The sequence below is a fragment of the Luteibacter sp. dw_328 genome (genome assembly GCF_018449605.1).
In the GTDB taxonomy this organism is placed as follows: domain Bacteria; phylum Pseudomonadota; class Gammaproteobacteria; order Xanthomonadales; family Rhodanobacteraceae; genus Luteibacter.
Genome location: NZ_JAAVUW010000003.1, coordinates 381906 through 407058, shown reverse-complemented (window position 1 = coordinate 407058; position 25153 = coordinate 381906). Strand labels below are relative to the sequence as shown.

The 25153-nt window shown below is 65.2% G+C and carries 27 protein-coding genes; 18 read left to right on the top strand and 9 right to left on the bottom strand.

What is annotated here, in order from left to right; translation table 11 throughout:
* Nucleotides 1–27: 27 nt before the first annotated feature.
* The 3 genes from HB634_RS09675 to radA all read left to right on the top strand — a co-directional run bounded on the left by HB634_RS09675 (nucleotide 28) and on the right by radA (nucleotide 3666).
* Entirely contained in the window at nucleotides 28–990 is a 963-nt protein-coding gene (locus tag HB634_RS09675) for a CsgG/HfaB family protein (RefSeq protein ID WP_063572369.1), read from the top strand.
* Between the two features lie 124 nt (nucleotides 991–1114).
* Nucleotides 1115–2203 carry an alanine racemase gene (alr, locus tag HB634_RS09670; RefSeq protein ID WP_213948418.1) on the top strand — a complete coding sequence of 363 codons (1089 nt, stop codon included), beginning with the start codon at nucleotides 1115–1117 and terminating at the stop codon, nucleotides 2201–2203.
* A 71-nt stretch (nucleotides 2204–2274) separates the two neighbouring features.
* Entirely contained in the window at nucleotides 2275–3666 is a 1392-nt protein-coding gene (gene radA / locus HB634_RS09665) for a DNA repair protein RadA (RefSeq protein WP_213948417.1), read from the top strand.
* A gap of 102 nt (nucleotides 3667–3768) precedes the next feature.
* On the opposite strand, the gene ccsA is transcribed toward radA, so the two are convergent.
* Nucleotides 3769–4566 (bottom strand): cytochrome c biogenesis protein CcsA, encoded by a 798-nt coding sequence (ccsA, locus tag HB634_RS09660; protein ID WP_213948416.1) that lies wholly within the window; start codon nucleotides 4564–4566, stop codon nucleotides 3769–3771.
* A gap of 119 nt (nucleotides 4567–4685) precedes the next feature.
* On the opposite strand from ccsA, the gene ffh reads away from it, so the two are divergent.
* The 5 genes from ffh (at nucleotide 4686) to rplS (ending at nucleotide 8155) form a co-directional block, all read left to right on the top strand.
* Complete coding sequence (gene ffh, locus HB634_RS09655; RefSeq protein WP_213948415.1) at nucleotides 4686–6077, top strand: signal recognition particle protein; 1392 nt, start codon at nucleotides 4686–4688, stop codon at nucleotides 6075–6077.
* A 100-nt stretch (nucleotides 6078–6177) separates the two neighbouring features.
* The gene (gene rpsP / locus HB634_RS09650; RefSeq protein WP_063573145.1) at nucleotides 6178–6429 is read left to right on the top strand and encodes a 30S ribosomal protein S16; all 252 of its coding nucleotides are present in this window, start codon (nucleotides 6178–6180) and stop codon (nucleotides 6427–6429) included.
* The gene (rimM, locus tag HB634_RS09645; RefSeq protein WP_063573146.1) at nucleotides 6429–6944 is read left to right on the top strand and encodes a ribosome maturation factor RimM; all 516 of its coding nucleotides are present in this window, start codon (nucleotides 6429–6431) and stop codon (nucleotides 6942–6944) included. Before rpsP ends, rimM begins: the two co-directional genes overlap by 1 nt.
* A 17-nt stretch (nucleotides 6945–6961) precedes the next feature.
* Nucleotides 6962–7708, top strand: a complete 747-nt coding sequence (gene trmD / locus HB634_RS09640; RefSeq protein ID WP_063573147.1) for a tRNA (guanosine(37)-N1)-methyltransferase TrmD — start codon at nucleotides 6962–6964, stop codon at nucleotides 7706–7708.
* Between the two features lie 48 nt (nucleotides 7709–7756).
* A complete protein-coding gene (gene rplS / locus HB634_RS09635; RefSeq protein ID WP_046981446.1) occupies nucleotides 7757–8155 on the top strand; it encodes a 50S ribosomal protein L19 in 399 nt (132 codons plus the stop codon).
* A gap of 175 nt (nucleotides 8156–8330) precedes the next feature.
* On the opposite strand, the gene HB634_RS09630 is transcribed toward rplS, so the two are convergent.
* Nucleotides 8331–10394, bottom strand: coding sequence for an EAL domain-containing protein (locus HB634_RS09630; RefSeq protein ID WP_213948414.1), 2064 nt, complete (start codon nucleotides 10392–10394; stop codon nucleotides 8331–8333).
* A 96-nt stretch (nucleotides 10395–10490) separates the two neighbouring features.
* On the bottom strand, nucleotides 10491–11516 hold the full coding sequence (gene epmB, locus HB634_RS09625) for an EF-P beta-lysylation protein EpmB (protein ID WP_213948413.1): 1026 nt from the start codon (nucleotides 11514–11516) through the stop codon (nucleotides 10491–10493).
* An 87-nt stretch (nucleotides 11517–11603) separates the two neighbouring features.
* Between epmB and efp the strand changes: the two genes are divergently transcribed.
* The 7 genes from efp (at nucleotide 11604) to folE2 (ending at nucleotide 17124) form a co-directional block, all read left to right on the top strand.
* Nucleotides 11604–12182, top strand: coding sequence for an elongation factor P (efp, locus tag HB634_RS09620; protein WP_213948412.1), 579 nt, complete (start codon nucleotides 11604–11606; stop codon nucleotides 12180–12182).
* Nucleotides 12183–12263: 81 nt separating this feature from the next.
* Nucleotides 12264–13601, top strand: coding sequence for a TRZ/ATZ family hydrolase (locus tag HB634_RS09615; protein ID WP_213948411.1), 1338 nt, complete (start codon nucleotides 12264–12266; stop codon nucleotides 13599–13601).
* Nucleotides 13598–13882: a YciI family protein gene (locus HB634_RS09610; RefSeq protein ID WP_231874092.1), complete on the top strand. Its 285-nt coding sequence runs from the start codon at nucleotides 13598–13600 to the stop codon at nucleotides 13880–13882. Before HB634_RS09615 ends, HB634_RS09610 begins: the two co-directional genes overlap by 4 nt.
* A gap of 3 nt (nucleotides 13883–13885) precedes the next feature.
* The gene (gene ubiG / locus HB634_RS09605) at nucleotides 13886–14593 is read left to right on the top strand and encodes a bifunctional 2-polyprenyl-6-hydroxyphenol methylase/3-demethylubiquinol 3-O-methyltransferase UbiG (RefSeq protein WP_213948410.1); all 708 of its coding nucleotides are present in this window, start codon (nucleotides 13886–13888) and stop codon (nucleotides 14591–14593) included.
* Nucleotides 14590–15270: a phosphoglycolate phosphatase gene (gph, locus tag HB634_RS09600; protein ID WP_213948409.1), complete on the top strand. Its 681-nt coding sequence runs from the start codon at nucleotides 14590–14592 to the stop codon at nucleotides 15268–15270. Before ubiG ends, gph begins: the two co-directional genes overlap by 4 nt.
* Nucleotides 15267–16103, top strand: a complete 837-nt coding sequence (locus HB634_RS09595) for a squalene/phytoene synthase family protein (RefSeq protein ID WP_213948408.1) — start codon at nucleotides 15267–15269, stop codon at nucleotides 16101–16103. The genes gph and HB634_RS09595 overlap by 4 nt, the downstream gene beginning before the upstream one ends.
* 97 nt (nucleotides 16104–16200) lie before the next feature.
* Nucleotides 16201–17124 (top strand): GTP cyclohydrolase FolE2, encoded by a 924-nt coding sequence (gene folE2, locus HB634_RS09590; RefSeq protein WP_213948407.1) that lies wholly within the window; start codon nucleotides 16201–16203, stop codon nucleotides 17122–17124.
* A 52-nt stretch (nucleotides 17125–17176) separates the two neighbouring features.
* On the opposite strand, the gene HB634_RS09585 is transcribed toward folE2, so the two are convergent.
* Genes HB634_RS09585 through HB634_RS09570 form a run of 4 tightly spaced genes read right to left on the bottom strand, consistent with a single transcriptional unit; the run spans nucleotide 17177 to nucleotide 20195 of the window.
* Entirely contained in the window at nucleotides 17177–17968 is a 792-nt protein-coding gene (locus HB634_RS09585) for a M23 family metallopeptidase (protein WP_213948406.1), read from the bottom strand.
* Entirely contained in the window at nucleotides 17965–19302 is a 1338-nt protein-coding gene (locus tag HB634_RS09580; RefSeq protein WP_213948405.1) for a dihydroorotase, read from the bottom strand. The genes HB634_RS09585 and HB634_RS09580 overlap by 4 nt, the downstream gene beginning before the upstream one ends.
* Nucleotides 19295–19555, bottom strand: coding sequence for a membrane protein insertion efficiency factor YidD (gene yidD, locus HB634_RS09575; protein WP_082879195.1), 261 nt, complete (start codon nucleotides 19553–19555; stop codon nucleotides 19295–19297). The genes HB634_RS09580 and yidD overlap by 8 nt, the downstream gene beginning before the upstream one ends.
* A complete protein-coding gene (locus tag HB634_RS09570; protein ID WP_213948404.1) occupies nucleotides 19518–20195 on the bottom strand; it encodes a hypothetical protein in 678 nt (225 codons plus the stop codon). The genes yidD and HB634_RS09570 overlap by 38 nt, the downstream gene beginning before the upstream one ends.
* A 100-nt stretch (nucleotides 20196–20295) precedes the next feature.
* Between HB634_RS09570 and dksA the strand changes: the two genes are divergently transcribed.
* Nucleotides 20296–20784 (top strand): RNA polymerase-binding protein DksA, encoded by a 489-nt coding sequence (gene dksA / locus HB634_RS09565; RefSeq protein WP_082879196.1) that lies wholly within the window; start codon nucleotides 20296–20298, stop codon nucleotides 20782–20784.
* 170 nt (nucleotides 20785–20954) lie between these two features.
* Here the strand turns inward: dksA and HB634_RS09560 are convergent, their stop codons facing one another.
* Nucleotides 20955–21389, bottom strand: a complete 435-nt coding sequence (locus HB634_RS09560; protein WP_213948403.1) for a SufE family protein — start codon at nucleotides 21387–21389, stop codon at nucleotides 20955–20957.
* The gene (gene cysS / locus HB634_RS09555; protein ID WP_063572871.1) at nucleotides 21386–22765 is read right to left on the bottom strand and encodes a cysteine--tRNA ligase; all 1380 of its coding nucleotides are present in this window, start codon (nucleotides 22763–22765) and stop codon (nucleotides 21386–21388) included. Before cysS ends, HB634_RS09560 begins: the two co-directional genes overlap by 4 nt.
* A gap of 201 nt (nucleotides 22766–22966) precedes the next feature.
* Between cysS and HB634_RS09550 the strand changes: the two genes are divergently transcribed.
* A complete protein-coding gene (locus HB634_RS09550) occupies nucleotides 22967–23533 on the top strand; it encodes a glycine zipper 2TM domain-containing protein (protein WP_213948402.1) in 567 nt (188 codons plus the stop codon).
* A 261-nt stretch (nucleotides 23534–23794) separates the two neighbouring features.
* Nucleotides 23795–25051 (top strand): hypothetical protein, encoded by a 1257-nt coding sequence (locus tag HB634_RS09545; RefSeq protein WP_063570824.1) that lies wholly within the window; start codon nucleotides 23795–23797, stop codon nucleotides 25049–25051.
* Nucleotides 25052–25153: the final 102 nt, after the last annotated feature.

Below are 25153 nucleotides of genomic sequence, written 5' to 3'. Positions count from 1 at the left end.
CACCGGATCACTTAGGGGCTTGATGATATGGAAGGCACGAGAACTCGGCGTATCGCCGGTGTAATGGCGTTGGTGACGATGGCGTTGGCGGTTCCGGCTGCCCAGGCGCAGATCAAGAGCGCGCAGACCCTGCGCGACGAGAAGATGACCGAAATCCCGACCTGCGCGAAGCCGCTCGGCACGCTGGCGGTGGAAGAGCCGGAAGGTGGTGTGAGTTGGTGGACCGCGCAGCAGCTGCCGGCGCCGTCGAAGCTCATCAAGGTTTTCGTGGCCAAGTCGCATTGCTTCACGCTGGTGGACCGCGGCGCGGGCCTGAACCAGGCCATGAAGGAGCGCGAGCTTGGCGCGAGCGGTGAGCTTCGCGTCCAGTCCAACGTCGGCAAGGGCCAGATCAAGGCTGCCGATTACGTCATGGTTCCCGACCTCGTGTCGAAGAATGACGACGCAGCCGGTGGCGGCGTGGGTGGTGTCCTGGGTGGCCTGATGGGCAGCAAGGTCGGCCGCATCGCCAGCAATGTGAGCTTCAAGACGAAGACCGCTGACGTCACCCTGGCCATCACCGACGTGCGTTCCAGCGAGCAGGTCGCCCTGGCGCAGGGCCAGGCCAAGAAGACCGACCTCGGCATCAACGCCTCCGGTGCGCTGTTCGGCAACTCCGGCGTCGGCGGCGCGGGGGTGGGCGGTTACGCGAACACCGAGATGGGCCAGCTGATCACGATGGCTTACCTCCAGGCGTATACGGATCTGGTCGGCCAGCTTGGCGGCCTCAACGGCAACGCTTCGGCGAGCAACGCCCAGCAGGCTGTCACCGTGACCAAGCCGGGTCGCCTGCTGGCGAATGCGAAGGGGACCGGAACGGCCGTGCGCACGCTGGACCCGGGCATGATGCTTTATCCCACCGGCACCAAGGACGGCATGATGTGGGAAGTGCAGGACGAACTGGGCAACAAGGGCTGGGTCTCCTCGGCGCTGATCGAGCTGTCCAAGTAACATCGTGGCGATGACGGGCGCCTCTCATGCGGCCCGTCATCGCCACCCCTGCGCCACACGGTTGCCCGCTGGATGCGGCTAGACTGCGCGGTCAGCCACCGCAGCGTCGTCCGCCACCAAGCTCATGAGCCGTACCACTGTCGCCACCATTCACCTGGGTGCCCTGCGCCATAACCTCGCCCGTGTCCGCGCCCTGGCAGGGGATGCCAGGGTCATGGCCGTGGTGAAGGCCGATGCGTATGGGCATGGCCTGGAGCGCGTGGCCCGGGCGCTCGAAGGCGACGCGGAAGCCTTTGCCGTGGCGGCCATCGCCGATGGTCTGCGCCTCCGTGCGGCCGGTCACCGGCAGCGCATCGTCGTGCTCTCCGGTCCCGATACCCCTTCCGACATTGCGGAAATGCAGCGCCTCCGGCTGGAAGCACTGATCCACCACGACGCCCAGTTGCCCTGGCTGGCCCGGGCCGAGCCGGCGCGCGGGCCCTTGCGTGTATGGATAAAGGTTGACACCGGCATGCACCGGCTGGGCTTCGCGCCGGCGCGTGCCCGCGAAGTCCATGCCGCTTTGTTGGCGATGCCCGCGATCGATGGCGAGATCGGACTCATGACGCATTTCGCCTCGTCAGAAGAGTTCGAAGGGCGCGACACGGCCTTGCAGATCCAGCGCTTCAGGGAGGCAACCGCCGGACTCGACGGTCCGCGTGCGCTTTCGAACTCCGCGGCGGTGCTGGGCTGGCCGGATGCCCGTGGGGACTGGGTGCGTACGGGCGGTTTGCTCTACGGACTTTCCGTGGTGGAAGGGCGCTCCGGCGCGGATTTCGGGTTTCGCCCGGCGATGACCCTGTCGACACGTCTGGTCGCGATCAACCATCTCGCGAAGGGCGAACGGGTCGGCTACAACGGCACGTACGAATGCCCTGAAGATATGGCCATCGGTGTGGCCGCCATCGGCTACGGCGATGGCTACCCGCGCAGTGCCGCGGCGGGTACGCCCGTGTTGGTGAACGGACGACAGGCGCCGCTCGTCGGCCGCGTCTCGATGGATCTCATCACGATCGATCTACGTGGCGTGCCCGATGCCCGCACCGGCGACCGCGTAACCCTCTGGGGCGAAGACCTGCCCGTCGAGACGGTGGCGGCCGCGGCGGGTACGATTTCATATGACCTGACCTGTGGCATGACGCGTCGCGTACTCTTCGTCGAAGACGAAAGCTGAGCGTTCGCGTATCGCTCCGTGCGACACGGTCGCGCTATATAGCTCCCTCACTTCCGGAAGATCACGACACGATGGCCAAGGCCAAGACCGCCTACGTTTGTACCGAATGCGGCGCCGAGCACAGCAAGTGGCAAGGCCAGTGCGCCGAATGCGGCGTGTGGAATGTCCTCTCCGCCTTCGTGGTTGAATCGGCCAAGCCTGCGGCCGTGGTGTCGATCGGTGCCCAGCGGGGTGGCTACGCCGGCGCCGCCGCCGGGTCACCGAAGATCACGGCGCTGACCGAGGTGCTGCTCACGGCGGAGGCGCGCACGCACACCGGCATCGGCGAGCTCGATCGCGTGCTTGGCGGTGGGCTGGTGGAAGGCTCCGTCGTCCTCATCGGCGGTGACCCCGGCATCGGTAAATCCACCTTGCTGCTGCAGATGCTTGGCACCCTGGGTGCGGTATTGCCCAGCCTGTACGTCACCGGCGAAGAATCCCTTTCCCAGGTGGCCGCTCGCGCCCAACGCCTCGACCTGCCGCTCGCCCCGTTACATGCGCTGGCGGAGACCTGCATCGAACGCATCCTTGAGCAGGCGATGACCGCGCGACCGCGTGTGCTCGTGATCGACTCCATCCAGACGATCTGGACCGAAATGCTTACCGCGGCGCCGGGCTCGGTGAGCCAGGTGCGCGAATCGGCGGCAAAGCTCACGCGTTTCGCCAAGGAAACCGGCACGTCCGTTTTCCTGGTCGGCCACGTCACCAAGGACGGCGGCATCGCCGGCCCGCGCGTACTCGAGCACATGGTCGATGCAGTGCTCTATTTCGAAGGCGAATCCGGTAGTCGTTTTCGCGTGCTGCGCGCCTTTAAGAACCGCTTTGGTGCGGTGAATGAGCTCGGCGTCTTCGCCATGTCCGAGAAGGGCCTGCGCGAAGTGTCGAATCCGTCGGCCATCTTTCTTTCATCGCACGCCGGTCCCACGCCGGGCAGCGCCGTCATGGTGACCCGTGAAGGCACGCGTCCGTTGCTGGTCGAAGTGCAGGCACTGGTCGACCAATCCTCGTTGGGCAATCCGCGTCGCGTCGTGCTCGGTCTCGAGCAGAACCGTCTGGCCATGCTGCTGGCGGTACTGCATCGGCATGGCGGTATTGCGGCGTACGACCAGGACGTCTTCGTCAATGTGGTCGGTGGCATCCGCGTGCAGGAAACCGCATCCGACGTGCCCGTGCTGATGGCCGTGCTTTCGAGCCTGCGTGATCGCGCGCTACCGGAGAAATCCATCGCCTTTGGCGAGGTCGGTCTCTCAGGCGAAATCCGTCCCGTGCCCAATGGCGAGGAACGCCTCAAGGAAGCGGCCACGCACGGTTTTCGCCGCGCCGTTGTGCCCGCGGCGAACGCGCCGAAGAAAGGGCGTGTGGGCGACATGGAGGTCATCGGCGTAGAACGCCTGTCGCAGGCCATCGACGCCTGCCGCGAATAACCACGCTTCTGTAGGAGCCGATTCATCGGCGATGGGTGTTAGCGGCAAACTGGCCCGCTGCCGCGGGATCGCCGATGAATCGGCTCCTACAAAAAGCCGGCGTTAGCCGGTGCGGTGCAGGATCAACTCCAGCACCAGCTTGGTACCGAAGAAGGCCAGTAGCAGCACACCCATGCCGATAAGGGTGAGGTTCACCGCGCGCGTCCCACGCCAGCCGTGACGCCAGCGGCCCCAGAGCAGGACGCTGAAGACGATCCAGGCGACGATCGACAGCACGGTCTTATGCACCAGGTGCTGGCTGAACAGGTTGCCGACGAACAGCGTGCCGGTCACCAGGGTCAGCGTAAGCAGCACGAAGCCCACCGCGATGAGGCGGAACAGCAGTACTTCGGTGAGGGTGAGCGGGGGCAGGGCGCGCAGCCAGTGGCCGAACTTGCTCCGCCGCAAGGCACGTTCCTGGATAGCCAGGAGGATCGCCAGGGCTGCGGCGATCGAGAGGATGCCAAATGCGAGCACCGCAATCGTCACGTGCAACTCGATCTGCCAGGTCATGGCTTCCGGCGCGGTACTCGGCGCGATGAACGCGTCCATTGCGAGGAATACCGCCGACAGCGGGAAGATCAGGATGCCAAGCCCCGCCACAGGGCGCGACAGGTTCACCACCAGCGTGAGTGCCGAGGCAATCCAGGCCACCAGGGACAGGGCGGCGAAGAAATGCAGGTCCAGGGTACCCCGGTGGGCGCTCAGCAGGAGTCCGGCGTGGGCCAGCGCGGCCAGAGTCGCCATGGTCATGCCGATGCGCGCCAGCGGCTGGCCACCCGTCATCAGCGGTCGTGCGAGCACGCCTGCAGCGGACAGGTAGAGGGCAATGGCGGCGAGCGCGAGGATGGCGACGATCATGGACGCGCAGTGTGGCATAGCGGCCCTGTATCGTGAATGCGACACGTTGGCATTGCCCGTCGTACGGCAGCGGTCCAGTCCGGCTATAATCCGTCGTTTACAGCATTCATCGACTCGCCATGTTCGAATCGCTCAGCAACCGCCTCTCCGATACCGTCAACCGCCTGCGTGGTCGCGGCCGGCTGACCGAAGAAAACATCCGCGAGACCCTGCGCGAAGTCCGTATCGCCCTGCTCGAGGCCGACGTGGCCTTGCCGGTGGTGAAGGCGCTGATCGAGCGCGTGAAGGTCCGCGCCGTCGGCCAGGAAGTCCTCAAGAGCCTGTCGCCGGGCCAGGCACTGGTCAAGGTCGTCAGCGACGAGCTGACCACCGTCATGGGTGTGGCCAATACCGAGCTGAACCTCGCCGCCACGCCGCCGGCCATCGTGCTGATGGCGGGTCTGCAGGGCGCGGGCAAGACGACCACGGTCGCCAAGCTCGCCCGTTTCCTCAAGGAGCGGAAGAAAAAGCGCGTCATGGTCGTCAGCTGCGACGTGTATCGTCCGGCCGCCATCGAGCAGATGCGCACGTTGGCCGAGCAGGTCGATGTCACCTTCTTCCCCTCGGAAGCGGGTCAGAATCCGGTCGACATCGCAAAGGCCGCGGTCGCCGCCGCCCGTCGCGAGGTGATGGACGTACTGCTCGTCGATACCGCAGGTCGCCTGCATATCGACGAAGCGATGATGGATGAGATCAAGGCGATACACGCCGCGCTCAATCCCATCGAAACGCTTTTCGTGGTCGATTCCATGACCGGTCAGGACGCGGCCACGACGGCTAAGGCCTTCTCCGACGCGATCCCGCTCACCGGCGTGATCCTGACCAAGACCGACGGCGACGCCCGTGGCGGCGCCGCGCTGTCGGTGCGCTACATCACCGGTCGTCCGATCAAGTTCATGGGTGCCGGCGAAAAGACCGACGCCCTCGAGCCGTTCCATCCCGATCGTCTTGCTCAGCGCATCCTTGGCATGGGTGACGTCCTGTCGCTCGTCGAGGAAGTCGAGCGCAAGGTCGATCAGGAGAAAGCCCAGAAGCTGGCCGAAAAGGTCATGAAGGGTAAGCGGTTCGATCTCAACGATATGCGAGATCAGCTCGAGCAGATGTCCAACATGGGCGGTCTGGCCGGTCTCATGGACAAGTTGCCGGGCATGGGTAACCTCCCTGACAACGTCAAATCCAAGGTCAACGACAACGAATTGAAGCGCATGGTCGCGATCATCGGGTCGATGACCAAGAAGGAGCGCCGGCACCCGGATCTCCTCAACGGTTCACGCAAGGCCCGTGTGGCCCGTGGTTCCGGCACCCAGCCCGCCGACGTCAATCGTCTGCTCAAGCAGTTCATGCAGATGGAAAAAATGATGTCCAAGCTGTCCAAGGGCGGCAGCAAAGGCCTCATGCGCCAGATGCGTGGCGCCATGAAGGGCATGGGTGGTATGGGCGGAATGGGCGGCGGTATGCCGCCGATGCGCTGAACCCCTTCCATTTTCTACAACTTTCGCTAAAATGCCGGGTTTACCGCGCCCGCATCTAGCGCGCGCCTGCCGGCATATCGGCAATTCTGGAGCTCGTAATATGGTTAAGATTCGTCTTTCGCGCGGTGGCGCCAAGGGCCGTCCGTTTTATCACGTCGTCGTGACCGACCAGCGCAACAAGCGCGATGGTCGCAACATCGAGCGCGTGGGCTACTACAACCCGGTCGCTTCGGGCGCTGATAAGCGTCTCGAGCTCGACGTTGCCAAGGTCCAGGCCTGGGTGGCGAAGGGTGCACAGCTGACCGATAAGGTGCGTGCTCTCGTGAAGGAAGCCGGCAAGCTGGCTGCTTGATGTCGACAGGGCTCGGTAAGCGCGTCCGGCTCGGACGCATTGTCGGGCTCTACGGCGTGCAGGGTCAGGTCAAGCTCGAGAGCTGGACCGAACCCCGTATTCAGATCTTCCAATACCAGCCATGGCTGCTGACCGCGCCGGGCGTGGAAAAGGAGATCGACGGGATCCGCGGACGCGCGCAAGGTAAGGGCCTCGTGGCCACCCTTCCGGGCATCGAGGATCGCGACCAGGCGACCGCACTGATCGGCTGCGAAATTACGGTTTCGCGTGACGTGCTGCCGCCGCCCGCACCGGGCGAGTTCTACTGGACCGATCTCGAGGGTCTCGAGGTCGTTACCACGGAGAATGTCGTCCTGGGACGGGTGAACCATCTTTTCGCCACCGGCGCCAATGACGTCATGGTGGTGAAGGACGGTGAAAGGGAGCGACTTATCCCGTTTGTCCAGGGCCCCTACGTGCACTCCATCGATTTCGATGGCCAGCGCATCGTGGTGGACTGGGACCCCGAGTTCTAGAGCAACGATTCCAAGTCATGCGTATCGATGTGGTCTCGTTGTTTCCCGATTTCGTCCGCCAGTCGGCCGAGGTCGGGGTGGTCGGCAGGGCGCAGCAGCGCGAGTTGTTACAGGTGGAAACCTGGAACCCCCGCGACTTCGCTCCCGACAGGCATCGCACCGTGGACGGTCGCCCCTTTGGCGGTGGGCCGGGCATGGTGATGCTGATCGACCCTTTGCGAGCGGCGCTCGCGGCGGTTCGTGAGGCGGCACCGGAACCGGTGCACGTGATTTACCTCAGCCCGCAAGGTGCGCGGCTGACGCAGGGTAAGGTCGAGGCGCTGGCAAACATGCCGCGAATCGCCCTGGTCTGCGGACGTTACGAAGGCGTGGACGAACGCCTGCTGCAGCATGAGGTCGACGAGGAGCTCTCAATCGGCGATTATGTGCTGTCTGGCGGGGAGCTTGCCGCAGCGGTGATTATCGATGCGGTGGGTCGTCTTCAGGACGGTGCGTTGAACGACGCGCAGTCCGCCCAACAGGACTCCTTCTCGGATGGCCTGCTGGATTGCCCGCATTACACCCGTCCCGAGCATCACGATGTTTGGGGCGGCGTGCCGGAGGTGCTGCTTTCCGGCGATCACGCGGCTATTCGCCGCTGGCGTCGCAAGCAGTCGCTGGGTCGTACCTGGCTGCGCCGGCCGGACTTGCTAACGCAGCGTGCGCTCGATGATGAATCGAGGGCATTGCTGGATGAATTCCGCCGTGAATACTCACACGGCTAAACGGTGCGGCCGATATCGACCGCCGTAACTGAAATTGACAGGTGTGCCATGAACAAACTTCTCCAACAGTTCGAAGCCGAGCAGATCATCCGCCAGCTGCCGGATTTCGGTCCTGGCGACACCGTGGTCGTCAACGTCAAGGTTAAGGAAGGCGCCCGCGAGCGCGTCCAGGCGTTCGAAGGCATCGTTATCGCCAAGCGTAGCCGCGGCCTGCACTCCGCCTTTACCGTGCGCAAGATCTCGCACGGCACCGGTGTCGAGCGCGTTTTCCAGTCGCACAGCCACGCTATCGACTCGGTCGAAGTCAAGCGCAAGGGCAAGGTCCGCGGCGCCAAGCTGTACTACCTCCGTGGTCTGGAAGGTAAGGCTGCCCGCATCAAGGAAGACGTCGCCGCCGCCGCTGCCGCCAAGGTCGCGAAGAAGGCTGCCGCTGCCGCCGCCCAGTAATCGGGTTGCAGTACGCGCCAAGAAAAAGCCCGCGAGCAATCGCGGGCTTTTTTGTTGTCTGCCCGCCGGTGGCGGGCAGGGTGCTTTTCTGTAGGAGCCGATTCATCGGCGATCCCGCGGCAGCGGGCCAGGTTATCGCAGGCCCATCGCCGATGAATCGGCTCCCACATGGGCCTTATACGGGCATGTATTCCTCGGCCAGCACCTTGGCCGGCTCCTGCAGGAAGTTGCCCTGCACGAAGTCCACGCCGCAGGCGAACAGCAGCGACGTACTCACGGCGTCCTCGACCCATTCGGCGACGGTCTGCTTGCCCGACGCGTGGCCTTCCTTGCAGATCTCAGCGATTTTCTTCTGGTTTTCCGGGTGCTGCGGCAGGTCGGTCATGAAGCTGCGGTCGATCTTCAGGAAGTCGGCCTCGACGTGGTTGAGCATCTGGAACGAGTTGAGGCCCGAGCCAAACTGCTCGATGGCGAACGCGCCGCCCGCCTTGCGCCAGCCGGCCACGAACTCCTGGGTGGGCCGCAGGCTGGTCAGTACCTTGGACTCCGGCATCTCGATGACCAGGGTGCTGCGACGCAGCTTGGCGGTTTCGAGGCGACGGCAGAGCCACGGCAACAGGTCCGGATCTTCCAGCGACTGCAGGGTCATCTTCACGAAGTAGGTCGTGGTGAGCCCGTCGTTTTCGCGGTGTGCCAGCGCATCGATGGCATGGCCCAGCACCCAGCGGTCGATCGCCGGGAGGAGGCCGTTGCGCTCGGCCACGGGGAAGAAGTACGAGGGCAGGACATCGCCCTTCGGACCGCGCATGCGCACCAGGATCTCGTAGAACTCGCCGGCGGCATCCTGCAGGCTGATGATCTGCTGGTGGTACAGCCGCAGGCCATCGGTCGACAGCGCATGGCGAACGAGGTCGAGCCAGTACTGCTCGCGCTCGGCGTCCGCCTTTTCGCGGGCGCTGGGATCGTGCAGCTCGACGCGATTGCCGCCCTGGTTCTGGGCGTTGCGCAGCGCCGCGCTGGCCTGTTCGAGCACCGCCTCGGTGCTGGCATTCTTCTCGGCTATCAGCGTGCCGCCGATGGTGATCGTCACGTTGAGCGAGCGCGTGCCCGCGTCGATGATGTGCTCGGCGATGCTGGTGCGCAGGCGCTCGGTGAGCGCGGCGTGCTCGAGGTCGCCCCGCGGCGCCAGGATCAGGCCAAGGGTATGGTCGCCCAGCACGCCGGCAACGTCTTCCTCATCGATGGATTCGTTGATCTTTGCGGCGATCGCAGCAAGCAGCTTGTCCGCATTGCCGATACCCGCGCTGCCGACGATTTCTTTCCAGTTGTCCGGCTCGAGCAGGAGCATGGCCTGCCCCTCGCGCCCGGCGGCCGCGGCAGCCACGGCCTCGTCGATGTGCTCGAGCGTGCGCGCGCGATTGAACAGGCCGGTTACCGAGTCCCGCTGCAACTGCGCCACGAGGGCAGCGTCTACCATCTGCTGGCGGAACACGATCTGTAGGCAGGCTTCGCCTTCGAACGTGGCGTGTGCGAAGTCGACCAGGGCCTTGAACGTACCCCCGTCGTCGCGACGGGCCAACAGCTCCAGCGGAGGCGGTGCTTTCTCGCCCTTGGACAGGCCGCGCAACACGCCTTTGAAGTCGTCGGCGTGGGTCCCGGCAATCAGGTCCAGGATCGGCAGGCCGAGGATGTCGTCGAACTCGGCGAAGCCGAAGGCTTCGAGGTAGGCCTGGTTCACGCGGACGTGCATGCCCTCGTGGACATAGGCAATGGCGTCACGCGAGGAATCGAGCAGGGAGTCGCACCGGCGCTCGGTCTCGCGCAGCGAGGTTTCCAGACGGCGCACCTGGCGCCGGGTGGAAAGTGCCTCGAACTCGCGCAGGACCACGGCCAGGACCTGGTCGGAGCGTTTGCGCAGCGCCACGCCACGCGTGCCACCGGCGAAGAGGTCGGCCACGCTGTCGTCGCTGAGGCTGTTGACCACGGCGATGAGTGCGAGGTCGCGTCCGCTCGCGTCCAGCTGGCGGGCGACCGCCCCGGCGTCGATGCCCGGCACGCCGGGATTCATCAGCACCAGGTCCGGCACCAGTTCGTCCAGGGCGGCCTGGATTTCCGCCGTGCTCGTCGCGCGTGCGGGACGCACGGCGATACCGCCATTGCGCAGTACGTTGATCAAAAGCTCGGCGTCTTCCACCGAGTCTTCGATGAAGAGAATCCTGATGACGTTGTCGTGTTTCATGCCGTTCCGAAAAGCCGCTTGCTACCCCGCGAACCGTGACGGCCCGCTCCCCCCAACGCGGTCCGGCCAGGTCATGCTGGTCGGATGATGCCCATACTAGCGCGCGAATTCGGCAACGGGGCGTTTGGAAGGATCACCCTGCAGTTCACGCACCAGTTTTGGGACGAGGTAGCCAGGAAGCTTGCCCCGAAGCACTTCCATGAGCGCCAGGGCGCGTTCGTCGGATACCTCGAAATGCGCGGCCCCGGCGACCTTGTCCAACTGGTGCAGGTAGTAGGGCAGCACGCCGGCAGCGAACGACCGCTCGCACAACGCAACGAGGGTATCGGCGTTGTCGTTCACTTCCTTTAGCAGCACCGACTGGTTGAGCAGGGTGGCGCCTGCCGCCCGGAGGCGGGCGCAGGCGGCATCCACCGTGGCATCGAACTCGTTGGCGTGATTGGCATGCAGAACGACCACCTTCTGCAGGGGTAGGGCGGCCAGCCAGTCCGTGAAGTCGTTGTCGATGCGCTCGGGCAGCACCACCGGCAGCCGGGTGTGGATGCGCAGGCGGATCACGTGCGGCATGTCCGCCAGCCCACGCGTGAGTTCCGCGAGCTTGTGCGTGGCCAGCGATAGCGGGTCCCCGCCCGACAGGATCAGTTCCCGGATGCTTGGGTCCGCCTTGACATGGGCCAGGGCGTCACGCCACTGGGCTGCTGCCGCGATTTCCTCGCCGTAGGGAAAATGGCGGCGGAAGCAGTAACGGCAGTTGACGGCGCAGCTGCCGCTGGCGATCAGCAGGGCGCGGCCGTCGTACTTGTGGAGCAGGCCGTGGCCGGCCCGCGAGGCCATGTCGCCCACGGCGTCCACCGTGAAGCCCGCGACCACGTCGTGCTCGGCACGGCGCGGCAGCACCTGGAGGAGCAGGGGGTCGGTGGGGTCGCTGTGGCGCATGCGGGCCACGAAACCCCGCGGGACGCGCAGCGGAAAGCCAGCATCGTCCGGCGGCAGGAGGTCGGTCCGATGGCCGAGACCTACGGCCTGCAGCAGTTCTCGCGCGTCCGTAATGGCGTCCCGCCATAGCTCGCGCCACCCCGTAACGGGCGACGATAGGCGGGAAGTAGGGCTTGCGGTTATCATTGCGGACCTTGGATCGGGCTCTGCAGCCCGTGACAGACCCTATTTTAGCCGCCCAGCGGGGCGGATATAACTCTGGAGCAGATACAGATGGGCATGCTTGGCCTCAACGACGTCAAAACGGGCAAGAAGATCATCCACAACGGCGATCCCTGGATCATCACCGAAGCGGAGTTCGTCAAGCCGGGCAAGGGCCAGGCGTTCACGCGCATTCGTATCCGTAACCTCAAGGACGGCCGCACGACCGAGCAGACGCTCAAGTCGAGCGATTCGTATGAAGAGGCCGACGCCGTCGACACCGATGCCAACTTCTCGTACGTGGAAGGCACCGGCAACGAGCGCGAGTGGATCTTCATGCAGAGCGAAACGTTCGAGCAGCACCGTGCCAGCCTCGCCGCCATGGGCGATGCCTGGAAGTGGCTGAAGGGCGAGGAAGAGTGCGTCGTCACCCTGTTCAACGGCAACATCATCGCTGTGCAGGCGCCGAAGTTCGTCGAGCTCAAGATCACCGAGACCGATCCGGGCGTGCGTGGCGACACCTCGGGCGGTGGCGGCAAGCCAGCTACCCTGGAAACCGGCGCCGTGGTTCGCGTTCCGCTCTTCGTCAACCAGGACGAAATCATCAAGGTCGATACGCGCACTGGCGAGTACGACAGCCGCGTCAAGTAAGGCGCAGCGTCTGATGCATCGATCGGCACGGCTGCCCTCCCGGGCGCCGTGCCGTTTTTTTTACGCTTCCCTGAGGCAGCAATGACTTCCAGCCCTACTGACATCGACCTCCTCATCGAAGCCCGCTGGGTCGTCCCCATCGAACCACACGCCGTGGTCCTCGACGAGCACGCGGTTGCTATCAACGGCGGCGAAATCCTGGCGATCCTGCCGATTGCCGACGCGCGTGCGGCTTACGCACCCCGCGAGCGCATCGAGCTGCCTGAGCATGCACTCATGCCGGGCCTGATCAACGCCCACACACACAATCCGATGACCCTGCTGCGGGGTCTCGCGGACGACTTGCCGCTGATGACCTGGTTGCAGGAGCACATCTGGCCGGCCGAGGCACGCGTGATGGGTCCGGACTTCATCCGCGATGGCGTCGAACTCGCGGTAGCTGAGATGATCCGCGGCGGTACCACCTGTGCGAATGAAAATTACTTCTTCCCCGACGTCATCGCCGCGACCTACAAGCACATGGGTTTTCGCGCGGTGATCGGCCTGCCGGTGATCGACTTCCCCACGCCGTGGGCGAAGACCTCCGACGAATACTTCAGCCGCGCGCTCGAAGTGCACGAGTCGCTCAAGGCCGAGCCGCTGCTGACCACGGCCTTCGTGCCGCATGCGCCGTACACCGTTTCCGACGAGAACTTCGTGCGCATCCGCGACCTGGCCAACGAGCTCGACATCCCCATCCACCTGCACACGCACGAGACCGCGCTGGAAGTGCAGCAGGGCAAGGACAAGGACGGCGTGCGTCCGTTCGAGCGGCTGCAGAAGCTTGGTATCGTGACCGACCGTCTGGTCGCCGTGCACATGACCCAGCTCAACGACGACGAAATCGCCGCCTGCGCGGCGGCCGGCGTGTCGGTAGTGCATTGCCCGGAATCCAACCTCAAGCTGGCCTCCGGCTTCTGCCCGGCGGAAAAGCTGCGCGCTGCGGGCGTCAATGTCTGCATCGGCACCGATGGCTGTGCGTCGAACAACGATCTGGACATGTTCGGCGAGATGCGCACGGCAGCGCTCCTGGCCAAGGCCGTCGCCGGGGACGCGGCGGCGTTCGACGCCGCGTTTGCCCTGCGCGCCGCCACGCTCAATGGCGCGAAGGCGATTGGCCTGGGCGACCGCATCGGCTCCATCGAGCCGGGCAAGCGCGCCGACCTGACCGCCGTGCGTCTCGACGCGCTCGAAACGCAGCCGCTCTATCATGTCGCGTCGCAACTGGTGTATGCCACGGGCCGTCATCAGGTCAGCGATGTGTGGATCGATGGCAAGCGCAAACTCGCCGATGGTGAACTGGTCGGCATCGACAAGGCGCGCATCCTCTCCAAGGCGCGCGCCTGGCGCGAGATCATTGCCTCCGAGGAGGAAGCGTGAGCGATTCAGAGCACCTGTACCTCGTACTCGTCATGCGGACGCCGGCCTTCCAGGCGGCCGCGGGGGACGCGCACCAGGCTTTTCTCGCCGGCCTTATCGCAAAGCATCAGCTTGAGATGACCGGCCCGTTCACCGACGGTACGGGCGGCGCATACATCGTGCGTGCCCCCGACCTGGCCGCGGCGACCGCGCTCGCGCACAGCGATCCCCTGCACTCCAGTGGATCGTCCACGCTCACTGTTCACGAATGGCGCGTGCGTCGCTTCGCGCCCGAGGGCTGAACCATGCAAACCAACGCCAATGTCAGCGCGGAAGAGATCGCGCGCTTCGAGAAACTCGCCGCGCGCTGGTGGGATCCCGATGGTGAGTCCCGTCCGCTGCACGACCTGAACCCGGTGCGCGCGGCTTACGTTTCCGCTCGCGTGAACCTGCGCGGCGCCAGGGTGGTCGATGTCGGTTGTGGTGGTGGCCTGTTGAGCGAAGCGCTCGCGCGTGCCGGCGCCCAGGTGACCGCCATCGATCTCGGCGCCAAGCTGATCGAGATCGCCAAGCTGCACCTTTTCGAATCGAACCTGCAGGTGGACTACCGCGTGCAGTCGTCGACGGAGCTGGCGGAGGCCGAGCCGGCGTCGTTCGATGCGGTCTGCTGCATGGAGATGATCGAACACGTGCCCGATCCGGCCGCCCTGATCGGTGACCTCGCCGGCCTGCTGAAGCCGGGCGGCCAGCTGTTCCTGTCGACGCTCAACCGCACCCCGGCCGCTTTCGGCGCTGCCATCCTTGGTGCCGAGTACCTGATGCGCCTGCTGCCGCGCGGCACCCATCACTACGCGCAGTTCCTCAAGCCCTCGGAAGTGGCCGGCATGTTGCGTCGCTTCGACCTCGAGCTCGAGGACATCAAGGGCCTTGCCTACAACCCGCTCACGCGCAACGCGAGCCTGTCGTCGAATACGGCGGTGAACTACGTCCTCAGCGCGAGGAAGCTCGGGTGAAGCGCTTGCCGTTCACGCTGGACGGGGTGTTCTTCGACCTCGACGGGACCCTGCTCGATAGTGCCCTCGACCTGCATGGGGCCCTGGTCGACCTATGTGCGGAGCAGGGCATCGCACCGCCCCCTTACGAGCAGGTGCGACCGGTGGTCTCGCGCGGTTCGCGCGCGATCATCGCGGTGGGCTTTCCCGGTATCGATGCCGAGCGCGTGCTGGCGCTGGTCCCGCGCTACCTCGACATCTACGAAGCGACCATGGCCCGGCACACCGTGCCATTCGACGGTGTCGAAGCCATGCTCTCCGGGCTGGACGCCGCTGGCCGTCGCTGGGGCATCGTCACCAACAAGCCAGGCTTCCTGACCGACGGATTGCTGCCGCGGGCTGTGCCGCACTGGAATCCCGCCGCGGTGGTCTCCGGCGACACCTTGCCAGTGAAGAAGCCGGACCCGGCACCCGTCCTCCACGCGTGTGCTCTCGCGGGATGCGATCCGGCGCGCTCGGTTTTCGTCGGCGACGATCGTCGCGACATCGAAGCCGGCCACGCCGCCGGTCTGTTCACCGTAGCCGTTCGCTGGGGCTATCTCGACGGCGGCGACCCGGACACCTGGGGTGCCGATGTCGTGCTTGACCGCGTGGACGAACTGGCTGCCCTGCTGGGTGTGCGGGAGATTCCTGCGTGACCGACGGTGCAACCCAGAGCTTTGTCGACAAATGGCTGGCAGTGCAGCCCCAGCAGCGGGTGGCCTTGCCCTTCGTCGACGTGTCCGTGCGCGACGCTCATGTGGCGCTGGCCGCGTTCGAGCAGGAACTGATCGCCTCGGCCTACGGCGTGCGCGAGCCGCAGGTCGCCGCGGCGAAACTTCAGTGGTGGGCCGAAGAATTGTCCGGTGCCGCTGCCAGTGGTGGGCGGCATCCGCTGACCAAGCAGCTGTTCGCCGACGAGCGTGCACGTCGCATTCCGGCCGATCGCTGGCTGGCGCCGGTGCTCGCCGCGATGGCCCAGCTGGAGCAGGGGACGCCGTCCGACTTCAACGCCCAGGTCACGGCCTCTCGCGGGATGCACGGGGCGCTGGCCGCGCTGGAGAACGCCTGGTGGTTCGGGGCGGACGCACCGGTGGAGGCCGCATCGCGCATCGCCACGTTGTCGCACCTGGTCTTCGCGTTGTCGCGCCTGGAACTCGATGCCGAGCGTGAGCGACTGCCGCTGCCCATGTCGCGGCTGGCCCGGCACGGCCTGTCGCGTGGCCAGCTGAAGGACGACACGCCGGCGCGGCGTGAAGCCCTCAAAGCCCAGTTGGGCGAGCTTGCGGCGGGCCTGCGCGAGGCCCTGGCGCTGGGTGAACCCCTCAGCACGTTTCGTGGTCTGGAGGGCCGTACAGCACTTTCGACGGCGCGTGCGGCGGCCAAGGCAACCGAACCCTTCCGTGAACTGCACTTACGGCAGTCGCGCAGCGGACCGGCCACGGCCATCCGGGCCTGGCTGGCCGCCCGACATGCGGGGCGGTTCGGCTGAACGGACCGTTTCCATGCGCGGACCATTGAGCCAATCCTCAACATCCCCATTTCGGTCACGGTAAGCCGGAAACGGCACGTCCCCTTAGGATCACCCGATGTATATCCAAGATTCCCCGACCCGCCTGCTGCCCGATGTTGCGTCCCAGGAGCATGCCCTTGCCATTGGAACCCTCGACTGGGTCGGCATGGATGGCATGGAAATGCCGGTGCAGTTCGACGCCGGTGACGGCGATGTCCGGTCGACCGGCGCGCGCGTGGGTGCCTTCGTCAACCTGAACAAGCCGGAGGTCCGCGGCATTCACATGTCGCGCCTTTACCTGCTGGTGTCGGAGGCTCTCTCGGCCGGCCCGCTGACCATCGAAGGCGTTCGCGGCCTTCTCGGTTCGTTCCTCAGCTCGCACGAGGGTCTGTCCGACCACGCGAAGATCACCATCGGCTTTGAGCATCTGGTTCGCCGTCGCGCGTTGCGCAGCGACAACAGCGGCTGGCGCTCCTACCCGATCACCATCTGTGCGAACCTGAGCGACGGCAAATTCACGATCGAGATCACGACAGACGTGGTCTATTCGTCGACCTGCCCGGCGTCGGCGGCCCTCTCGCGCCAGCTCATCCAGGACAACTTCGCGAAGACGTTCTCCGCCGATAACGCCCTCGACCGCGACACCATCCTCGCCTGGCTGGGCACGGAGCAGGGCATCATCGCCACCCCGCACGCGCAGCGCAGCACGGCCACGATTCGCGTGCGTCCCCTGGGCGAAGGCGTGTTCCCGCTGATCGACATGATCGACAACGTCGAGGCCGCGCTCGGCACGCCGGTGCAGACGGCGGTCAAGCGCGCGGACGAGCAGGCCTTCGCGCTCGCCAATGGCAGCAACCTGATGTTCTGCGAGGATGCCGCCCGTCGCATCCAGAAGACCCTCGATGCCGACGAGCGTGTCGCCGACTTCCACGTGCGCGTGGCACACCACGAAAGCCTGCACCCGCACGACGCCGTGGCGTTCGCTTCAAAGGTTCGCTGAAGGGTTGCGGGATGTTGTCGGAAAAAGGCCCGCCGTCAGGCGGGCCTTTTCGTTACTGGATGCCCGGCAACAGCAGTGGATCGAGCCGCACGCCGAACCAGTTGAATCCCCAGTGCACATGAGGCCCGGTCGCCCGGCCGGTCATGCCGGCTGCGCCGATCACGTCGCCCTGCTGCACGTGCTGTCCCACCTTCACGTCGATCCGCGACAGGTGCAGGAAGTTCGAGGACAGTCCGAAGCCGTGGTCGAGCAGCACGGTGCCGCCGGTGAGATACAGGTCGGGTTTGGCGAAGGTGATGATGCCGTCGGCCGGTGCCTTGACCGGTGTGCCCTGCGGTACGGCGATGTCCATGCCCGAATGCGGGGCCTTAGGGTCGCCGTTGTAGATCCGCTGGTTGCCAAAGCGCCCACTGATCCGGCCGGTGACCGGCCAGATGAAACCATGCGCGAAGTCCTCTCGGGCATCGTCGCGATTTCGTGCGGCGACCACTTCGGCTTGTTCGCGTTGGATGCGCGCCGCGATCTCCGGTGGCGGATTCACCGTCGCCGGCGGCACGCCTTCGACGCGCTCGATCGGCCAGTCGCGCGGCGTCACGTTGAGGCTGTGTCTGGTACCGCCGACCACGACGTCGATGGGGCCTTGCTCATCGCGGCCGGCGCCGAACACGAAGATGCCATCGGCACCGACATGGACGGGCTTGCCGGCCACGGTGACCCGGGATCCCGGCGCGGCATGGCCGATCACGAGACCACCTTGCGACACGCTGGAGGGCAGGTCGGTGATAGCGGCAGCGGCCGTGGTGGAGAGGATCAGTGCCGCCACCGCACTTACGAATTTCCTCATCGATCGAACGTCAGTCGCTGGCCGCGGACGCTCTCATCCACGGTCTTGCCGTCCCACACGCGCTGGCCGTTGACGAAGGTCGAGGCGATGCTGCTGCTGAAGGTTTCGCCCTCGAACGGCGACCAGCCACATTTGGACAGCACTTCCTCGCGAACGACAGTGTGCTTGCGCTTGGGGTCGACCAGGACGAGGTCGGCGGCATAGCCTTCACGCAGGAAACCGCGGTTTTCCACGTCGAACAGCTTGGCCGGCGCATGGCAGACCGCCTCGACGACGCGCTCCAGGGTCAGCTTGCCTTCGAAGACTCGCTCGAGCGCCGCCTGCAAGGCGTATTGAACCAGGGGCAGGCCGGATGGCGCCTTGTCATATTTCTGCGCTTTTTCTTCGAGAAGATGCGGTGCGTGGTCGGTGGCCAGAACATCCAGGCGACCTTCGGCGAGCGCCTTGGTGATGGCCTCGCGGTCCGATTCGTCCTTGATCGCCGGATTGCACTTGATCAGGAACCCGAGGCGTTCGTAGTCCGGCGCCGCGAAATGCAGGAAGTGCACGCAGGTTTCCGCAGTGATCTTCTTGCCTTCGATCGGGCCCGGCTCGAACAGGGCCAGTTCGTCGGCGGTCGAGATGTGCAGCACATGCAGGCGGGTGCCATGTTTCTTAGCGAGCGAAATCGCCAGCTTCGTGGACTTGATGCAGGCCTCGCGCGAACGGATGAGCGGATGCTCGCGGGCGGGGATGTCCTCGCCGTAGACCTCATGGGCCTTGGCAAGGTTCACGTCGATCATCGGCGTGTCTTCGCAGTGCGTGATGATCGGCGTGGGCGCGTCGCGGAAGATGTGGTCGAGGGTTTCCGGATTGTCGACCAGCATGTTGCCGGTCGAGGCACCCATGAATACCTTGATGCCCGGAGCGGCCTTGGGGTCTAGGGCACGGATGGCTTCGAGGTTGTCGTTGCTGGCGCCCATGTAGAAGGCATAGTTGACCCGAGATGTTTCGGAGGCCCGGGTGTACTTGGCTTCCAGTGAATCGCGGTCGAGCGCCGGCGGCTTGGTGTTCGGCATTTCCATGAAGCTGGTGATACCGCCGGCCGCGCACGCGGTGGACTCAGTGGCGATATCGGCCTTCTGGGTGAGGCCCGGTTCGCGGAAGTGCACCTGGTCGTCGATCATCCCCGGGAGTAGCCACAGGCCCGACGCGTCGATCACCTGTTCGTCACGCTCTTTTTCCAGGCCTTGAGCGATGGTCGCGATTTTTCCATCGCGCAAACGTACGTCGGCAGTGAAACGGCGATTTTCGTTGATCAGTTCGGCGTTCTTGATGAGCCAGGCGTCAGTCATGGATATGTGCTCCTTGGGCGCCACATCGGCGCAGGACGAAATGATCGGGTACGGGGTCCATGCCACCTTCGCAAAAGGGCTGGCAACGGCAGATGCGCCAGGCGCCAAGCACGGAGCCGCGCACCGGACCGAAGCGGGCTATGGCAACCCGTGCATAATCGGAACAGGATGGATGGAACCGGCAGCGCGTCCCTAGAAGGGGGCTCAGCCATCGTTTATAGAGGGACAGAAGGAATAGTAGGAGGCGGGTCACTTTTCAGTCCGGGGTCGACCGGCGTCAGCCAGCCGACAGTATCCCAGAAGATAGGTTGCTGGGCTAACGCATCTGGGCTATAACACCCCGCCGCCACGGCCACCGAGGTGAAGGAAATGGCGAAAATCGCTCGTAGTTCCGCAACTGCCAAGGGCGCCGCCAAAAAGGGCGGAGCCGGTGATGTGAGTAAGGCCAGGACGGCTACGGCCGTGGTGAAAACAAAGACGCCGGCGAAGACCGCAGTCAGTGCCGCGGCTAAGCCCGCGACGAAGACTTCGGCCAAGACGGCTCCGAAGAAGGGAGCACCGGTGAAGTCCGCGCCTGTAAAGAGTGTTCCCGCGAAACCGGTAGCCAAGGTTGCCGCCAAAAAGGCGCCCGCCAAGGCCGAGCCGGTCAAGGCAGCTCCCAAGGTGGCCACCAGGCCGACAACGAAGGCGGCTGCAAAGCCCGACACGAAGCCGGTGGCGAAGGCGCCTGCCAAGAAGGCGGTTTCCGCCGCGCCAACGAAAGCCGCAGCGCCCGCAGTGACCGCGGCGGCGGCCAAGAAGACAACTGCGGCGCCGGTCAAGAGCGCCGCATCCGCACCCGCGCCGGTGGTGAAGAAAGTCACCCCGGCCAACGATGTCGCGTCGCCCGTCAAGGGTCGCACGGCATCGGCCGTTGCTGCTGTGGCACCCCGGACAGCGTCCGCGGTGGGCAGCGCTACCTCATCCAGAAACGAGAAGTCCGCTCAATCCAGCATGAACAGCACAGCTTCCAATACCGCCGATAACGGCATCACGCGCGAAGACGGCCGCTATGCGCTGCCCGCTTCGACTGTCATCGACCTGCCCAAGGGCTACAAGCCGGGCAGTGACGAGGAGTACATGAGTCCTCGTCACCTCGCTTACTTCCGCAACAAGCTCAAGGACTGGCGCGACCAGCTCGTCGAGGAGTCCCGCCAGACCATGGACAACCTCCGCGAGGAAGTCCGTGATGTGGGTGACGAGGCCGAGCGCGCTACGCGCGAGACCGAAAACTCGCTCGAGCTGCGTACCCGCGATCGCTACCGCAAGCTGATCTCCAAGATCGACAAGGCCCTGCGCCGGATCGAGGAAGGCCGCTACGGTTTCTGCGAAGAGACCGACGAGGAAATCGGTGTGGAGCGCCTCGACGCCCGCCCGATCGCCACGTTGACGCTCGACGCGCAGGAGCGCCGCGAGCACCTGCAGAAGCAGATGGGCGACTGATCGTCCCTCTCGCTTCGGCAAACAAAAAAGCCCCGCCAGCGATGACGGGGCTTTTTTGTAGCCGGCCGTTGTAGGAGCCGATTCATCGGCGATCCCGCGGCAGCGGGCCAGTTCGACGCGAGCACCCATCGCCGCTGAAGCGGCTCCCACAGGGTCAGCGCAACCGGATCTCAGTCCGCCAGGGTCGCGGCAGCGTAGGCCTTGGCCTTGGCCAGCATGGCCGACAGGCCGTTGGAGCGGGTAGGGGAGAGGTGCTTCGCCAGCCCGATCTCCTGGACGAACGCCGGTTCCGTATCGACGATCTCTCGCGCCGAACGGCCGGAGTAGACGCGAAGCATCAGCGCGATCAGTCCGGAAACGATGGCCGAGTCGCTGGCGGCGTCGAAATACATCTTCGACGCATCCCCCGACGGAATCAGCCAGACCATCGACTGACACCCGTGCACGCGGTTCTCTTCGGTCTTGCTGGCGTCCGGGAAGGGCGCCAGCTGTCGGCCGAGGTCGATCAGGTACTGATAGCGCTCGGTCCAGTCGCTGAAGAAGGCGAATTCCTCGGCGATCGCGGCCTGGGCTTCTGCAGCCGTGGCTTCCCGGGGTTCGTTCATGCCTTCACCACACTCCAGCGCGTGCCTTGTGCGCTGTCTTCGATCGCGATGCCCAGGTCCTTGAGCTGATCGCGAATGGCATCGGAGCGGGCGAAATCCTTCGCGGCGCGGGCGGCGCGGCGTTCCTCGAGCAGGGCCTCGATGGCTCCTGCATCGATCGCTTCGCCTGGGTTGCCCTGGCGGAACCAGGCTTCGGGGTCTTCGGCGAGCAGGCCGAGCAGGGCGGCACCGCCAAGCAGGGCGGCCTTCGCCGAGGCGCGCTCCTCACCGGTGGCGCGGCGCGCATGGTCGGCCAGCTGCGATATCTCGGCCAGGGCCTGGGGCGTATTGAGGTCGTCGCATAGCGCGGCCTCGACAGCCGGCGGTATCACCGGCGTACCGGCATCCACGTCGGCCATGTCGCGCAGCACGCCGTACCAGCCGTCGAGGGTGCGCACGGCCTGCGTCATGGCGGTATCGGACCAGTCCAACGGCTGGCGGTAGTGGCCGCGAAGCAGCATCAGGCGAAGCGCCTCGGCGGGGTGCTTGTCCAGCAGCTGATGCAACTGGAGCACGTTGCCCAGCGACTTCGACATCTTGCGACCGTCAAAGGTGAGCATCCCGTTGTGCATCCAGAATCGTGCGAATGGCTTGCCGCCGTGCGCGCAGACGCTCTGGGCGATCTCGTTTTCGTGATGGGGGAAGGTGAGATCGACGCCACCCGCGTGAATGTCGATGGTGTCCCCCAGATGGGCCTCGCTCATGGCGGAGCACTCGATGTGCCAGCCGGGGCGACCCCGACCCCAGGGGCTGTCCCAGCCAGGCAGCGTCTCGTCAGAAGGCTTCCACAGCACGAAGTCGCCCGGACTGTTCTTGTAGGGCGCCACTTCGACACGCGCGCCAGCGAGCAGCTCGTCCGGGTCGCGACCGGAAAGCGCGCCGTAGGCGGGGAAGGACTCGACGTTGAACAGGACGTGGCCTTCGGCTTCGTAAGCGTGTCCGCTGGCGATCAGCCGCTCGATCATGCGGATGATCTGAGGAATGTGATCCGTCGCGTAGGGCTCGACATCCGGCGGAGCCACGCCGAGACGCGCCAGGTCCTCGTTGTAGGCCTTGGCGTAGCGGCTGGTGATCTGCCCGATCGGTACACCCGCCGCCGCCGCCGCGTTGTTGATCTTGTCATCCACGTCGGTGATGTTCCGGGCGTAGACCAGCTTCGGGTAATGGCGCCGGATGAGGCGTGCCAGCACATCGAAGACGACCGGCGGCCGGGCGTTGCCGATGTGGATGTAGTTGTAGACGGTGGGCCCGCAGACATACATGGTCACCCGCTGCGGATCGAGCGGGCTGAACGCTTCCGTGCGGCGCGACAGGGTGTTGTAGAGCGAGATCGGCATCGGGGATCCGTGGACGGGCGCGGCGGGCGGCCGGTCGGAGATATTAGCAAGCCCGGCCCGGCGTGCGGCACACGCGCGGCTCGGAATTCGGTTGACATGACTATGTGAAGGTCATCCCCGCGCCTCTAAGCGTGGATTCAGCGTGAACTTGATGAAATGCACCGGTAGGCGTTTTGTGCGCCTGGCTGGAGGTTCTCCTAAATGTCTCGCCTGCTTATCCCCGCGCTCATCCTCGCGGTTTTCGCTACCGGTGCCAGTGCCCAGGACGGTCGTTACGGCCCGCCCCCGGGTCCGCCGCCCGGTCCCGCCCAGGGTCCGGACGACAATACCCACTTCGGTTGGGCCGACGTCCTGCGCGTCGATCCGGTCTACGGCGTCGCGCGCGTCGAGACACCCCGACAGGAATGCTACGACCAGCCTGTCGTCCGACAGGAGTCCAGCGGTAATTCCGCGGCCGGCACCATTCTCGGCGCCGTGGTCGGCGGCGTGCTCGGCAATACCATCGGCAAGGGCGATGGCCGCAAGGCCGCCACCGTGGTCGGTGCGGTTGCTGGCGGCGCCGTCGGCAACAACATCTCCCACCAGGGCGACCGCACCTACCAGGGCACGGAAACCCGCTGCCGCGACGTCAGCTCGGTCTCCGAGCAGCGCCGTATCGCCGGTTACGACGTCGAATACCGCTACCGCGGTGAGGTCTACGTCTCGCGTCTGAACTACGACCCGGGCGAGCGTCTTCGCGTCCGCGTGAGCGTGGCGCCGGCTGACTGAGCCGGTTTCGCGCTGCGATCCCCCAGGAAGGCCGCGAGGAATCGCGGCCTTTTTTTGCTGGCTGTGGGAGCCGCTTCAGCGGCGATGGGGCTGCCGCGTCCCGGATGAAAGGTGGGCGCAAAAACGGACGCCGTGAATCCAGTCGATTGAAGTCCATGGAGACGCACTCGGGCCTCTATATCCAAGGCGCCATTCCACGCTTCTTGACGGGGGTCTAGGTTAAGACGCGTTGCATCACCGACGCCATCCGAGGGAAGCGAGATGAATGCGTTCATTCGAAAGGGATCTTTTTTACCGGCCGTGGCGCTGTTCGCTGCCTCGATTCACGCGCCAGGCGCTGCCGCCGCTTCGCTCACCAATCTTGGCCATAACGCAGGCGCCCAATGCGTGGCGTCGGATGTGAACGATAGCGGGATCGCCGCTGGCGCCTGCAGTGCACCGAACGGCACGGGGCCAACGGTCGCTTGGGTGGCCAACGGATCGGGAGGTGAGTTTGCCCTCGCACCCCTCGCAACGGGCCGTTCGTGCTCCGCCAGCGGCATCAGCAACAACGGGCTGGTCATCGGTGGCTGCGTCGATGCGAGCGGTGTCGGCTTCGCCGTGACCTGGACCGCGCCAGGGACGACGGTGGTGAAGCTGCTGCCGCTATCTGGTCTGCTCGGCCTCGGTGCGGATGTCAGCACCGATCTGGAGGCTTTCAATGAGCATGGTGATCTGGCCGGAAGCAGCATCTCGGGCGGAGGCAACTCGACGTCCGTCATCTGGAAGGCGGGATCGACGACCCCTGTCACGGTGTCCAGTCCGGGGGACAACTGCGTACCGGTGGACATCGCGGAGCCCGTCGGGACGGCGAATCCCGAGGTGGTCCTCGACTGTCCAAACGGCACCGGCGTGACCAAGGCAGTCGTTGCCACGCCGACCGGTCTGCTTGGCGCGTACCTGATGACCACGCTAGCCCCGGCACCCGGTGCGTCCTATTGCGTGGCGCAATCCATCAACGTCTCTCTCAGGATCATGGGCTCGTGCATCTTCCCCACGGCTCCCACCTCGCGAGTGGCCTTCTGGCAGCCACCAAGCACCACGGCCGTTGCGCTGTCGATCACCTATAACGGCGTTGCCGTAAACACCTCGGGAGCGTTCCTGAACGACCTCGGAAACATCGTCTTCGAATTTCAGACCGTCGACGGCAAGTCGAACGCCGCCTATATGGCTATCAATGCCGGCGGAACGGTAACCGCCATTGACGCAATACCTGTGCTTGCGACGGGGAGGACGGTCCACGCGACGGGCTTTGGAGCCTCCGATCTGGTCGTCGTGGTCGGGCACAACGCGGACGACCACATGCAGTCAGCCGTGTGGAATCCGGTGTTCCCTGCCGTGTTGTCACCTGTTCCGCCCTTTTCCGGTGGCGGGCCGAGCAATGCCTTGTTAGCCGTGTCGAAAAGCGGTAACCAGGCTGCGGGTGTGGTCGAGGACAGCGCGCATGTCGCCGATCCGGTCGTGACATCGCTGCCATGAGCACAGCGACAATGTCCCTGAGGCGCCTGTCAGTCGTGGTTCTGGCGCATCGGGCCCTTCTTGCGCGCCGCACCAAATCCCGGCATCATCGCGGTTCCACTT